Source organism: Aeromonas sp. Y289-2 (assembly GCF_027705925.1).
In the GTDB taxonomy this organism is placed as follows: Bacteria; Pseudomonadota; Gammaproteobacteria; order Enterobacterales; family Aeromonadaceae; genus Aeromonas; species Aeromonas veronii.
Genome location: NZ_JAPDCH010000005.1, coordinates 221,022 through 234,458, shown reverse-complemented (window position 1 = coordinate 234,458; position 13,437 = coordinate 221,022). Strand labels below are relative to the sequence as shown.

Genomic DNA, 13,437 nt, shown 5'->3' with positions numbered 1-13,437 from the left:
GCCAGCCTCGATGAGAAAGGGAGAGTGAGGATGCAGATCCATCGACATTGGCTGATACTGGCCGGTTTCTTCGGGTTGACGGCCACCATGCTGGGGGCTTATGGCGCCCATGGATTGGCGGCGACCGGCATTACGCCCGAGCGTCTGGCGGCATTCAATACCGCCGTGCAATATCAGTTTTTTCACGCATTGGCCCTGCTGGTTCTGGGCTGGTGTGGTGTGCGCAGCAGGGTGATCCACCTGGCTGGCACCGCTTTTGTGCTGGGGATTATCGGATTCTCCGGCAGTATTTACGCCATGGTGCTGCTTGGCAGCAAGGGGCTGGGGTTGATTACTCCGGCCGGTGGCCTCTGTTTTATGTTGGGATGGGCGGCCCTGATCTGGGCTGGCTGTCGTCTTGGAGGAAAAAATGAATAATCTGCTGCTTTATTGCCGCCCCGGTTTTGAGAAAGAGGCGGCTGCAGAGATCACTGAGCGTGCCGGTAACATGCAGTGCTACGGTTTCGCCCGGGTCAAGGACGACAGCGGTTATGTGATCTTCGAACTGTATGACGAGGAGCAGGCGGACCTGCTGGCTCGCAAGCTGCCGTTCCGGGAGCTCATCTTCATCCGCCAGATGCTGGTGGTCACCCATGAGCTGAAGGATCTGGATGTCGCGGACAGGATCTCCCCGATCCTTGAGGCGGTGAGTGACTACACCATTTGCGGCGATCTGCGGGTCGAAACCGCGGATACCAACGAAGCGAAAGAGCTGTCAGCCTTCTGCCGCAAGTTCACCGTGCCGCTGCGTCAGGCGCTGCGCAGCAACGAGATCCTGACCAAGAAGGAGACGCCGAACCGTCCGGTGTTCCACGCCTTCTTCATGGCCAATGATCATGTCTTGCTGGGTTACTCCTACTCGTTCAACAACTCCGGATTCCACATGGGGATCCCGCGCCTGCGCTTCCCGGCCGATGCACCGAGCCGCTCCAGCCTCAAGCTGGAGGAGGCGTTTTACGTGTTCGTGCCGCGGGAAGAGTGGGATGTGCGTCTCTGTTCAGGCATGAAGGCGGTGGATCTGGGCGCCTGCCCGGGTGGCTGGACCTATCAGCTGGTGCGCCGTGGCATGATGGTGACGGCGGTCGACAACGGCATGATGGCCCAATCCCTGATGGATACCGGTCAGGTCAAGCATATCCGGGATGACGGTTTCGTCTGGCGTCCGAGCAAGAAGAACACCTACTGGCTGGTGTGCGACATGGTCGATAAACCGGCGCGGGTCGTTCACATGATTGCGGACTGGTTCCGTGAGGGTGACTGCCAGGAGGCGATGTTCAATCTCAAGCTGCCGATGAAGAAGCGTTATGTTGAATCGGTACACAATATCGAGGTATTGCGCGAGATGCTCAAGGAGATCGACAACGCGTTCGTGATCCAGGCCAAGCAGCTCTATCACGATCGGGAAGAGATCACCGTGCATGTTTACAACAAGTACTGGGTCTCCAAACTCGAGCCCAAGGCGTGATGTAGCAGTTCTGCCCGTACGATAAATACCAAGGCCGACAGGGAAACCTGTCGGCCTTTTGCTATTCGGGAGGCAAAAAATCAGAAACGGTAATCGAGGCGCAGGGAGGATTCGTCGTCGGTCACCTTGATCTCTATCTGCAGCGGGATGGTTTTGTCGACCGGATTGAATTGCATCTTTATCCCGTCTCCTCTCAGCCTGAGGGCGGTGTTCATTCCGCCAGCCTTGAACTTGACCTTGGGTCTGAAGCGTTCAACCGACAGACTGACGCTTTTTTCCGGGGTCAGATTAAGCTGCGGGTAGGAGGTGATCTTTTGATTACCAAAGTTGTCGGTGGAGACTTCAATACCAAACGACAGGGGTTTGGGTGCCTTGAGCAGGTCGTTGGTATTCAGGCTCGAGCGCCATACCTCGGTGGCAGTCCGTTTTTCCTGCTGTGGCAGTTTGGCGGTTTGGGTCTGTTGATCCTGCTCGAAAGCACTGGCAGTACCACACACCAGCAGCAGACCCGACACCAGATAGCACCCGTATCCCTTCATGAAAAACACTCCCTGTTCTTTTTCTCTATTGAACATAGTTGCTGTTTGGGGAGTGGCAAAGGATTCGGAAACATAAAAAAGGGAGCCGAAGCTCCCTTTTAAAATCAATGAATTAACTCACAGGCGATCGATGATGGCCTGGGTGAATTCGCTGGTGGAAGCCGTTCCACCCAGATCGCGGGTGACCCGATCACCGGATTCGATGGTGGCTCGTACTGCCTCGCGGATCCGCTCTGCTTTATCCTGCATGCCGAGGTACTCCAACATCTGGATGGAGGCGAGGATCACCGAGGTCGGGTTGGCAATGTTCTTGCCTGCAATGTCAGGCGCAGAGCCGTGGACCGCTTCGAAGATGGCCGCGCCATCGCCGATGTTGGCGCCGGGCGCCATGCCAAGGCCGCCAACCAGACCGGCGCAAAGATCCGAGAGGATGTCGCCGAACAGGTTGGTGGTGACCATGACATCGAAACGCTCCGGGTACATCACCAGATTCATGCAGGCGGCATCGACGATCATCTCTTCGCTCTGGATATCCGGGTAGTGGCTGGCGATTTCACGTGCTACTTCGAGGAACAGGCCGGAGGTTGACTTGAGGATGTTCGCCTTGTGGATGATGGTGACCTTCTTGCGCCCTTCCTGACGAGCCAGCTCGAAGGCAAACTTGACGATGCGCTCGGCCCCTTCGCGGGTGATGATGCTCATCGCCTCGGCACTCTTGTTGTCATCACTGCGCTTCTGACCTGCACCCGAGTACATCCCTTCGGTGTTTTCACGCACCGTGATGATGTCGATGTTGTCGTAACGGCTTCTGGTGCCCTTGAAGGAGATGACCGGGCGCACGTTGGCGTAGAGGTTGAACTTCTTGCGCAGGGAGACGTTGATGGAGGTAAAACCGCCGCCGACCGGTGTGGTCAATGGCCCTTTCAGGCTCACCTTGTTCTTCTCAATCAGATCCAGGGTAGCCTGGGGCAGCAGCTCGCCATGCTTCTCGAGGGCAACCAGACCTGCATCAGCGTATTCGTACTCAAAATCACAGCCCGCATGGGTCAGGATCTGGATGGCTGATTCAATAATGCTGGGGCCGATGCCGTCGCCGGGGATCACGGTAATTTTTCTTTTGGACATGAGAGGGTTCCACTTCCAGGGTATAGGGGAGGATGGGGCTGCTTTATAGCATTTACTCAGCAAACCAACCACATTCCTTTACATTCTACTCACTTTTATCAACAGCGAGGGTGAGTCTCGTCATGGTTCACGCCCTTGCCTGCATTTTTGTTCGGCACTTTAGTCTGGCTGGGGCGGGTAGCGGATGTCCCGCAGGTTGAATCCCAGCGGAATATCCCGCTGCAAGTGCACCAGCCGTTGGGCCAGCAGGGCCTCATCCTGATGCTGGCGCAGCTTGAGCAGTGGCGTGGCGGCGTCCTCTTGCTGGCAGGCTTCGAGCATGGATGCCAGATTGCCATATTGCTGCAACAGCTGGGTGGCGGTCTTGGGGCCGATCCCCGGAACCCCCTTGATATTGGAACCGCTGATACCGGTCAGGGCCCAGAAGTCGACCAGCTGATTAGGTGCTACCCCATATTGCTGCTGGACGAAGGCGGCATCCAGCCAGCGCTTGTTGAAGTAGTCGCGCACCCGGATCTGCTGGCAGATCAGTTGGCAGAAGCCCTTGTCGGTGGAGATGATGGTCGCCTGATGGCCATGGCTGGCGATGCCGCAGGCGAGAGTGGCGATAAGGTCATCTGCTTCATCGGTCTCGGAGAGCAGGGCATCGACCCCGCACTCCCAAAAGGCATCCTGCAGGGTCGCCAGCCCTTCACGCAGTTCGGGGGGCATGGGAGTTCGCCCTTCCTTGTAGGCCGGATAGACCTCCTTGCGCCAGCTATGCACCTCGCCATCAAACACGGCAATGACATGGGTCGGCTCGCTATTGGCCAGCAGCTTGCGGCAGGTATTGATAAGGTTGGCGCGGGTGGCAACCAGCGCCTGGGCAGGGGTCAGTGCCTGCTGGGCCTGTACCGCGTGCAGACGGCGAATGAGGTTGAGGGCATCGATGATGAGCAGGTGTGGCCGGATAGTTGACATGGGGCACTCTTGGCTGTCGGGACGCCCCATTGTAACAAACCGCTCGCCTTATGGGGGATTGATGGCGGTTGGGAAGGCATAGCGCAAATAAAGAGGGGCGCCGATGCGCCCCTCTGTCGATGATGTATCTGTATCCTAGCGGACGATTTCGTAGCAAGGCACATACTGACTGCCCGGCAGCTTCATCCGCTGCTGCTTGACGAAGCTCTCCAGCAGCTTGTCCATCAGGTGCATCAGCTCCTTGTCGCCGTGCAACTTGAAGGGGCCCTTCTTCTCGATGGCGCGAATGCCCCCTTCCTTGACGTTGCCGGCGACGATACCGGAGAAGGCTCGACGCAGGTTGGCGGCCAGCAACTGGGGCGGCTGGTTGCGGTGCAGATCCAGACTGGCCATGCTGGCGTGATCCGGCTCGAAGGGGAGCTGGAACTCCGGCTCAATCTTGAGGGACCAGTTGAAAGAGTAGGCATCGCCGACCGATTTGCGGTATTCGCGGATTTTCGGCATCGCCTCTTTCATCACCCGGGCCACTTCCGGTGCATCGCCGACAATGATCCGGTAGAGCTTGGTCGCCGGTTCACCGAGGGTCGCCTTGATGAAGTCGTCGATGGCACGGAAGTAGTCGGCACTCTCTTTCGGGCCGGTCAGGATGATGGGCATCGGCTGCCGCTCGTTGGCCGGATGCATCATGATGCCGAGCAGATAGAGCAGCTCTTCGGCGGTGCCGACTCCGCCCGGGAAGATAATGATGCCGTGACCCAGACGCACGAAGGCTTCCAGCCGTTTCTCGATATCCGGCAGGATCACCAGCTCGTTGACGATGGGGTTGGGCGGTTCGGCCGCGATAATGGAGGGCTCGGTCAGGCCGATGTAGCGCCCGTTGCGTACCCGCTGTTTGGCATGGCCGACGGCGGCCCCCTTCATCGGGCCCTCCATGGCGCCAGGGCCACAGCCGGTACAGATGTTCAGCTCACGCAAGCCCAGTTCGCTGCCCACGGCGCGGGTGTACTGGTATTCGATCTCGTTGATGGAGTGGCCACCCCAGCAGACGATCAGGTTGGGATCGGCGCCGGGCAGGATCACCTTGGCGTTGCGCAGAATGGCGAACACCACGTTGGAGATATGAGTGGAGTTGGTCAGATTGACCTGGCGGTTGGACTCGAGCTGATTGGAGACATAGAGAATGTCGCGCAGCACCGAGAAGAGGTGCTCCTGAATGCCGCGAATGATCTCGCCATCGACAAAGGCGTGCTCGGGGGCATTGAACAGTTCCAGCTTGACCCCGCGCTCGCGCCGGATCACATGAATATCGAACGATTTGAAGCGCTCCAGGATCTCCTTGGAGCTGTCGGTATGGCTACCGGAATTGAGCACTGCCAGCGAGCAGTTGCGAAACAGTTGATAGATATCGCTGGAGGCAGTCTGCTTGAGGCGATCCACCTCAAGCTGTGACAGCAAATCCATGCTGCCAACGGGATTGATGTGCGTAATCATAGGTTCCCCTTTACTCACTTGTTATCGTTGTGTTTTTCCCTGGGGAGAAAAGGGGACGCTATGTTGCATCCCCTGAGATCGATAGTAGTGGTAACAGAGGGTGGAGGGAAATAGGGCGACGACTGTTCGCTGTTTTTTTGACCGTTTGTCAGGCCAGTGTCACTTGATCCCGACCGGTGTGCTTGGAGTGGTAGAGCGCCTTGTCCGCCCGCTCGAACACATCTGACGGGTTGTCCCCATCCTTGAACAGGGTTGCACCGATGGAGATGGTGATCTCCACCTTGGCATCGCGAAAACGGAACGGGATGCTCTTGATGGTCTGGCGCAGGGTCTCCAGCGGCTTCTGGAATTTGTCCGGGTTGATGTTGGGCAGCAACACCACGAACTCTTCCCCACCAAAACGGGCGATGAAGTCGGTGTCACGCAGTGCACTCTGCAGCGCTTTGGCGACCACTTTCAGTGCCTTGTCACCCGCCATATGGCCGTAGTTGTCATTGATATTCTTGAAGTGATCGATGTCGATGATCGCCATGCAGAGCGGAGTGCGGTAACGAAGCCAACGTTTGTACTCCTGCTCCAGCCGTTCATCGAGGGCGGCCCGGTTGTGTACCTGGGTCAGGCTGTCGAGGAACAGCTTGTGTTTTTGAATGGTCAGCCGCTTCTTGTACTCGGCGGTCTCCTCCTTCATCAAGCGCAGCTTGGACTCCATGGTGGAGAGGCGGGTGAGCAGGTGACGCTCCCGCGCCGCTGTGCTGTCACGCTCTTGCAGCAGCAGGTTGATGGCGCCCATATGGCCGGAGATGGCGCGCTTGAGCGCATCGATGGAGTTATGGCTGGCCAGGGAGTGATCGATCGCCTGCAACTCGTTGACCAGCGCCTCGCGGGTCTCTCGGGTTTCGTTTTGCAGCGCACGCCCCTCATCGAGGGATTCGGTAAACCCGACATGTACCGCGGACAGGCTCTCGTTGAGGGAGCTGAGGAAGGCGCGAGAGGCTTTACGCTCCTCACGGGTGCCTTCGATGATGAGCTCGATCACCTGCAGGCAGGTTTCCGCCAGCAGGGCAGGGTTGATCCCGATCAGCAGTTGGCGGCGAATGTCGCTCAGGCTCTCGCCGATGGCGCCGGCAAAGTCGAGTTCGGTGATAAGCCGCTGCAGCTCATCGGCGATGCGGGCGTGATCCTTGAGATCAAACGGGTCGACATCGGGTTGGCCATCGTTGCTGGCAGTATCGCTTTCTTGTTGAGTTGCACCTGACGGTGCCAACAGGGGCTGGCTTGGCAGCAGCTGGATCTTGATCGCCTGCTGGTAAAACTCCAGCAGCTTGATCACCTTTTTCTGATGATCGGCAATGCTGTAACCGGCGGGACTTGCCAGAAATTCCTTGAGGGACTTGCGGGTCTCTTCCGGGAAGCCCTTGATGTTTTTCAGCTGTTTGGAACCAAGTTCGATGGCGGTCTGGGTCAGGGTGATCGACTCTTCCAGCGCATTGCTGTGCTGCTGCAGCAGTTTTTCAATGGCCAGCAGATCCTCGTCTAGCGCGGTAAATGCGGGGTTGTTATCCAGTTTCTGCTTGAGCTTGGCGAAGCGATTGTCCAGCTCGCGGTCGAAGCCACGGCAGGAGAGCATCAACTTGTTGATAAACTGGATGCCGCGAGCACGCTCTGCATCGGAAAACGACAGCACGCCGTCGAGTTCCAGCTGTTTCTGCTGAAGGGATTCCCTGAGTCTTGCCAATTGTCCTGCTACGGCAGCGATGTCATTCATTATCAGGTCGCCCTGTTGTCATTATTGTTTTTGGTGTTGGATAGCAACAGTGGTCGAACCTGGTTTCGATCCTCGCCTGTTATCTACATTATTTCCTGGTGGTTATCGGCTGCCGGCTTCCTTGCAAGGCTGGGCCAATTAACCCATTGCTTTTCATGAGAAGAATTGACTTTTACCAGTCCCTTGTCAATTGCCATCAGGCCGCATTGCCACACATCTCCATTAAAAAATGCCGCTTGTTGGCAATCGATCGCAGCCAGCTCCAACCAGGCGTTTTGCTGGCATTTTTCACTGAGCTGAATGGCTCCCGACAGGGCGAGATAGCAGAGGTCAAACAGGCCATTGTGATCGAGCGCGGTCGCCGCCTTGGGCAGGAAGGGGTGACTGACAATCCCGAGGCTGATCTGGCGATCCAGCGGATAGCTGCAAGGGAAGGCGGCGATGGCCGTCAGCAGGTCTCCCGCCAGTTGATGCAGGTTGGTGACGTGGCGCTGTGGCACCACATAGAGCATGTGTCCTTCACGCAAGTCATAGATACGGCCATCTTGCGGGGTCAGGGTGTCCATATAGGCACCGAAGGCCTGCTCGATTTCTCTGCTGGCCTGATAGCCGTGGCGCTCCAGCGTATTGACCAGGAAAGGCACCCGGAACAGCAGATAGTGCAGCTTGTCATCGAACTCGCTGGAGGGCTGTTCGCTGAGGTACCAGCGATCCGATTTCAGCTGGCGCTTTGCCATCTCCCGCGGCCAGCGGTTCATTAGCCGCTGCCAGTTGGCCAGCCCCGAGCGTGGCTCGATCAGCAGGGCCTCATTGGTCCGTTTCAGTTGCAGGCGGGCAGTACGCAGCTTGAGCCAGAGGGTGAAGAAGAGGTAGATAAAGAGCGCCAGCAGCAGGCTGGTGGTGATACTCGACCAGAGATAGCGCTCCTGCTGATGCTGGCTGTTGTTAAGCCGCTGCTCCAGCTCCTTGATATGTTGTACCCGCTCGACCTGGACATAGTTGTCGCGGATCGCCGCCTGCTCCATGGCCTGCTCCTGCTGGCGCACCTCCTCGCCAAGACGGTGGAAGCGCTTGTAGCTGTCGAGAGCCTGACGCAGATACCCCTTCTGCTCATAGGCCAGCGATAACAGGCGGAATACCTCGTACTGACGGCGAGTATCGCCGAGCTGATTGGCCAGCGCGCGGGCGTTCTCCAACTGCAGGATGGCGATGGCGGCCTCCTGCTTCTTCAGATAGAGCTCGCCGAGCAGCAACAGGGTATCGATCAGCGGCTCTTTGGCATCGCTCAGCTCATGGGACTGACGGGCCGCATTGAGGTAGTTGCTGGCCAGCGAGAGGTTGCCGCTTTGCAGGTAGGTTTTGCCGATTTCGTATTTGAGCAGGGAGGCTTGCGGTCGGTTGCTCCCTTCATCGAGCAGATCCAGCGCATTAAAGAAGTAGACCAGCGCCATATTGAGGTCGCCCTGCTCGCGGTTGAGTCGCGCCAGCACCATCAGGGAGTCGCACAGCAGGGAGGGGTTGCCGATGGAGTGGAAGTAGTTGGCCGCCTCATTGGCATACTGCAGCGCTTTCTGGGGCTCCTGCTCCTGCTGGTAAAGTTTGACTATCTGGTTCGACAGCAGGCCGAGAAAGAGCGGGTCGTTGAGGCTTTTGGCCTGTTGCTGGGCATCGATATATTCCCCCAGTGCCAGCTGTGGCTGCTGCAGCGCGCGATAAAGGTCGCCGCTGATGGCGCTGACCCAGGCACTGGCGAGAGGATTGGGGGTCTTGGCGGCCCAGATCCGCGCATCTGCCAAGTGGGCCTTGGCATCATCGAAGTGCTGGTTCTCGATGTCGTAGCTGGTGCGTTGCAGGCGGCCATAGATCTGCAACTGGCTCTGCTTGAGCGTGGGGACGGCCAGCTGTTCGTCCAGTTGATCCATCAGGGCGCGGCTGGTGCTCTGGTTATCCGGTTTGAGGGCCTGACTGCGGATCTTGAGATAGAGACCGTGGGCCTTGAGTTCCGGTTGCCGCTCTTTGTCTGCCAGCGCCATCGCCTTGTCGAGCGCTTGCTGGGTGGCCTGATATTGACCCAGTTGCAGCAGACACTCCCCTTTGAGCAGATGGGCGCCTATGGTCTGGGCCGCCGTGCTGTAACTCAGGATGGGTTCGCGATAACCGAACTCCTGGCGATTGCTGATGATTTGCTGGGGATTATTGGCTGCGCGCGTCAGGAAGGCGGTGGTGATCTGGACGCATCTGGCAGGATCGGTCAGTACCATCGATTGCGCTTGTTGCAGATCGATAGAGAGTTGCTCCTTGTCCAGATCCAGATTCGGAGCTGACAGGGAGGACATCATCATGGCCAGAAAAAACAGTTGATTCATTGGATTAAGGACGGCGCAGAGGTGTTGGCATGTTATCCAAGCCCCCCCCTGCGAGTCCAGCGTTTACTGTGGTTTGCTGGTGGCCGGCAAGTGGGTTTCGTCTGGATTTTATTATCCAGCCCCCTTATCACAGCTGCGTAAAGCATCGATTGAAACCTTTTTGCCAGTCATGGAGGGCAGTGCGACTGCCCTCTCTGTCGCAACTCGACTTTATTGGCGGATCAGACGCAGGTTGGCGGGCACAGCTTCGAAATCGGAGCGGAACGGGTTGATATCGAGGCCACCGCGACGGGTATAGCGTGCATAGACGGTCAACTGCTCAGGCTGGCAATAGTGTTTGAGGTCGATAAAGATCCGCTCGATGCACTGCTCGTGGAACTCGTTGTGCTGGCGAAACGAGATGAGATAACGCAGCAGCTTCTCCCGATCGAGTTTCGGCCCCTTGTAGCGGATCACCACGGAGCCCCAGTCCGGCTGGCTGGTCACCAGACAGTTGGATTTGAGCAGGTGGCTGTGCAGGGTCTCCTCGACCAGCTCGCTGCCTGCCGCCCCTTGCAGCAGGGACGCATCAAACTCGTAATTGTCTACCTCGATATCCTGCTCATCAATGCACTCGCCGGGCAGCAGGGCAATCTGGTGCGGCGCCTTGTCGAGTGGGAACAGGGTCACCTTGACGGTCTCCCCCGCACAGGCGCTCAGATCCTTGGTCAGCATGGCGGCGACTGCCTCGATAGAGTCGCAACGGGTCTGGTTGAAGGAGTTGAGGTAGAGCTTGAAGGATTTGGATTCGATCAGGTTCGCACTGGTGGCCGGAATGGCCACTTCACCCACCGCCACCATCGGCTTGCCCTTGGCATTGAGCCAGGAGAGCTCATAGAGGGTCCAGACATCGCAACCGCTAAAGGGCAGATCATCGCCCAGCTGGAGATCATCCCGGTTCAGGCTACGTGGAACCGGCTGCAGCAGGGAGGGGGTGTACTGGCTGATGTAATCGGATTGCTGGCCCAGGCTCAGGCCGGTCAGGGCGCTGGCCCCGGCGTATCTATCTTGTTTGCTCACAGGGTTGCTCACGTAATGTGCTCATGATGAGTGGAATGAAACGGGCCATTGCAGGGCCGGATGGTTGCAGCCGTTTGGCTTGGGCGTCGGCCTCTCTGTATCCCGGGTTCTGTTTCCCGGGTCGCAAGGTCGGCTGGCAACCTTGTCTGTTACCGGGTTTGGTGGTGCAATAGCGGACTTTGCCAGCAATTGTGGGGATTTTCGATGTCGGATCAAGTTTTGTCTGCCCTGGAGCACTTTTTTGCCCGCTGGCAACGGGATGGCGAGGCCAGACGAGGCCTGCCCCTGTGCGAGTGGGAGGCGGACTGGCGTTCCCCCTGCCAGCTTGGTGAGCCCGCCGATGGTCGGGTGGCTTGGCGTCCTCACCATCGCTCCGAGCCCGCCGATTTTACGGCCATGGCCGATGCCCTCGAGCTGACAATTCATCCCAGCGCCATTGCCCTGTTTGGCCACTGGTTCAGCCGCCCTGTGCCCTGCCTCTTCAAGGGGCTGCGCCTTGAACTGATCTTGCCGTGGAACGAGGCGGATCTCGACCTACTCAAGGAGAACCTCATCGGTCATCTGCTGATGCTGCGCAAGCTAAAACGAACCCCCTCCATCTTTATTGCCACCACCCGCAACGAGATGACGCTCATCTCGCTGGATAACGAGAGTGGTCAGGTGTGGCTGGAGTGGCTCGACTCTGGCCGCCGTCTGCCGTTGGCGCCCTCCTTGCCAGCGTTTTTGGAACGGCTGGAGACGTTGCCGCAATAGCGCCGCTTCGAGCCAAGGTTACTCATCGGAACGAAAAGAGCCTTGCCATGCGGCAAGGCTCTTTTTTATGGCATCGCGTACAGGGAACGCGCTTAATCCTTGAAATCCCAGGAGAGGTTGGAGACCAGACGGCAGCTGTCGCACTTGAAGTCGAAGATCTCGTGCAGCGGCTCTGCCAGCGCCCACTCACCGCCACAGCTGGGGCAGGGGCGCGCCTTCTCCTCGGCCGCGCTCAGCCCGCCCACCCGGTAGAGGTAGTAGTAGGTGGGGATGCCGCTCAGCACTTCCAGCCGTTTGGCCAGATCGCTGCCGCGCCGGTAGAGGCGGCTGCCCACTTCGCCGATTTCGTGCAGCGCCGCATGTTCGGCGATGGAGCCGTTCATCTGCAACTGATCGCACGCCTCCCAATCCTCCTGCCACTTGATGATCTGTTTCTGATCGCCGTTGGCGACCGCGGGCAGTTGGTAGAGCGGAATCGGGGCGAAGTGGTCGCCACAGCGCAGCGGCGAGCAGGTATGCAAAAAGCTGGTGTAGAGCATCATCCAGCTCGGCCGCTCGCCCTGCTGGCCGCAAGGATCTGTGCTGTCGGAGAGCAGATCCGCCCCCTGCAGCTGGAGTTTGGGCGCCAGCAACCCCGCCTGATTGAGCTGCTGCTCGGCCAGTTTGACCTGCTCGCTCTGGTTGTCGGGGTGCAGGCTATCCTGCTCCGGGCAGACCACCCGACTGACGAAATAGCCGTCGTGCATGCTGGTGGGGAACTCCCGCCCGAGGATCTGGCCCTGATAACGCAGCATGTCGAGGTAGTTGACGATGGCCCGCTCGGCGTCGCCAAGGGAGGTATCGCGGTAACACTCAAAGCAGAGTTCGACGATATACATGGTTCAGCCTTGCCCCTGCTGGAGGAGCAGGTCGGTCAGGCGATCCACCTTCTGTTCGATGCGTGCGAGCTGTTCGGCGAGTTGCTGCAGGGTGAGCTCCGGTGCAGGCTGGGGGGCTGCCTCTTGCAGGAGCTCGCTCTCGGCTGTCGCAACTGGCTGCTGCTTCCACTGGCTCAGCACTTTCAGCAGCTCGGCCATCGGCACGGGCTGGGTGAGGCGGGCCTTGATCATGGCGGTGGTGGGCGTCAGGCCCTTGGCGGCCAGCTCGTTGGCAATTCGGATGATCTCGTGGGCGGACATAAGCATGCTCTGGGTGAGAAGGAGGGATCGATATCGGGGCGGGATCTTAACCAAAGCCAGCAGGGGAGGAAAGGGGCGGGCGGCTTAGCGGGGCTGGCGCAACATTACATCGAGCTGGTCGATCGCCTCGCACCAGTCGGAGTCGTTCCACAGGGCATCGCGCAGAAAGCTGGCCTGGGCGGCGTTCCAGAAACCAGCCTCCGGCAGCAGGGTCTCATTGTCGAGGTGATGGTCGTGCACAAAGCGGTGCAGGCTCAGCTCGTCGTTGGCCATCCCGAGCTGGGCAAACAGGGCTGGCAGATCGTGGACAAGGGGTTCCATCTCGTCTCTCCCTTTGTTTAATCCCTGAGATTATAGACAGGCACAGCCATCGGGCGCAGAGACGAGATTGGAGATCAGGCAGAGGGGATGCGATGGGGGGGCAGATCAACGCCCACGACTTGCAGCCCCTGCATCTTGAGGGTGCCCTGATAGTGGCTCTCGCCATCGCTGGAGAATTCAAACTGATAGTGGGTCAGCAGCCGCAGGGGATTGCGGGCCAGCTCCCGCCGATGGCGAGCCAGTGACAGCAGTTGCAGATCATGGTGCTGGCAGTAGCGGCGCATGTATTGCCAGGCCACTTCTGCCTGTTGGCGTTGCAGCCAGAACAGGCCGGCTACGGCAATCAGCAACAAAATTCCGAGCATCTCTCCCATAG

The 13,437-nt window shown here is 58.6% G+C and carries 14 protein-coding genes; 3 read left to right on the top strand and 11 right to left on the bottom strand.

From position 1 onward, the window contains the following. Positions 1 to 30: 30 nt before the first annotated feature. A complete protein-coding gene (locus tag OKC43_RS10395; protein WP_179903289.1) occupies positions 31 to 417 on the top strand; it encodes a DUF423 domain-containing protein in 387 nt (128 codons plus the stop codon). Continuing rightward, a complete protein-coding gene (gene rlmM, locus OKC43_RS10390) occupies positions 410 to 1,504 on the top strand; it encodes a 23S rRNA (cytidine(2498)-2'-O)-methyltransferase RlmM (RefSeq protein ID WP_179903290.1) in 1,095 nt (364 codons plus the stop codon). Before OKC43_RS10395 ends, rlmM begins: the two co-directional genes overlap by 8 nt. 80 nt (positions 1,505 to 1,584) lie before the next feature. On the opposite strand, the gene OKC43_RS10385 is transcribed toward rlmM, so the two are convergent. The 7 genes from OKC43_RS10385 to queF form a co-directional block, all read right to left on the bottom strand. Beyond that, entirely contained in the window at positions 1,585 to 2,043 is a 459-nt protein-coding gene (locus OKC43_RS10385; protein ID WP_005358627.1) for a hypothetical protein, read from the bottom strand. A gap of 117 nt (positions 2,044 to 2,160) precedes the next feature. Further along, positions 2,161 to 3,168, bottom strand: a complete 1,008-nt coding sequence (locus OKC43_RS10380) for an isocitrate dehydrogenase (protein WP_005349723.1) — start codon at positions 3,166 to 3,168, stop codon at positions 2,161 to 2,163. Between the two features lie 159 nt (positions 3,169 to 3,327). Beyond that, complete coding sequence (gene xni / locus OKC43_RS10375) at positions 3,328 to 4,128, bottom strand: flap endonuclease Xni (RefSeq protein WP_236271864.1); 801 nt, start codon at positions 4,126 to 4,128, stop codon at positions 3,328 to 3,330. 135 nt (positions 4,129 to 4,263) lie between these two features. Further along, a complete protein-coding gene (gene ppnN / locus OKC43_RS10370; RefSeq protein WP_005338611.1) occupies positions 4,264 to 5,619 on the bottom strand; it encodes a nucleotide 5'-monophosphate nucleosidase PpnN in 1,356 nt (451 codons plus the stop codon). A 148-nt stretch (positions 5,620 to 5,767) separates the two neighbouring features. Continuing rightward, positions 5,768 to 7,384 carry a GGDEF domain-containing protein gene (locus tag OKC43_RS10365; RefSeq protein WP_088869971.1) on the bottom strand — a complete coding sequence of 539 codons (1,617 nt, stop codon included), beginning with the start codon at positions 7,382 to 7,384 and terminating at the stop codon, positions 5,768 to 5,770. An 83-nt stretch (positions 7,385 to 7,467) separates the two neighbouring features. Beyond that, entirely contained in the window at positions 7,468 to 9,750 is a 2,283-nt protein-coding gene (locus tag OKC43_RS10360; protein ID WP_157161254.1) for a tetratricopeptide repeat protein, read from the bottom strand. A gap of 210 nt (positions 9,751 to 9,960) precedes the next feature. Beyond that, positions 9,961 to 10,809, bottom strand: coding sequence for an NADPH-dependent 7-cyano-7-deazaguanine reductase QueF (queF, locus tag OKC43_RS10355; protein WP_252656019.1), 849 nt, complete (start codon positions 10,807 to 10,809; stop codon positions 9,961 to 9,963). A gap of 204 nt (positions 10,810 to 11,013) precedes the next feature. Here queF and syd point away from each other — a divergent pair, with 204 nt between their 5' ends. Then, entirely contained in the window at positions 11,014 to 11,562 is a 549-nt protein-coding gene (gene syd, locus OKC43_RS10350) for a SecY-interacting protein (protein ID WP_270659125.1), read from the top strand. Between the two features lie 92 nt (positions 11,563 to 11,654). Here the strand turns inward: syd and OKC43_RS10345 are convergent, their stop codons facing one another. From OKC43_RS10345 to OKC43_RS10330, 4 genes are all read right to left on the bottom strand, one after another. Continuing rightward, positions 11,655 to 12,440: a Zn-ribbon-containing protein gene (locus OKC43_RS10345; RefSeq protein WP_064341765.1), complete on the bottom strand. Its 786-nt coding sequence runs from the start codon at positions 12,438 to 12,440 to the stop codon at positions 11,655 to 11,657. Between the two features lie 3 nt (positions 12,441 to 12,443). After that, entirely contained in the window at positions 12,444 to 12,740 is a 297-nt protein-coding gene (locus OKC43_RS10340) for a hypothetical protein (RefSeq protein WP_021229224.1), read from the bottom strand. A gap of 84 nt (positions 12,741 to 12,824) precedes the next feature. Then, the gene (locus tag OKC43_RS10335; protein ID WP_005338602.1) at positions 12,825 to 13,061 is read right to left on the bottom strand and encodes a DUF2789 family protein; all 237 of its coding nucleotides are present in this window, start codon (positions 13,059 to 13,061) and stop codon (positions 12,825 to 12,827) included. 74 nt (positions 13,062 to 13,135) lie between these two features. Further along, on the bottom strand, positions 13,136 to 13,435 hold the full coding sequence (locus OKC43_RS10330; RefSeq protein ID WP_021229223.1) for a DUF3301 domain-containing protein: 300 nt from the start codon (positions 13,433 to 13,435) through the stop codon (positions 13,136 to 13,138). Between the last annotated feature and the right edge of the window lie 2 nt (positions 13,436 to 13,437).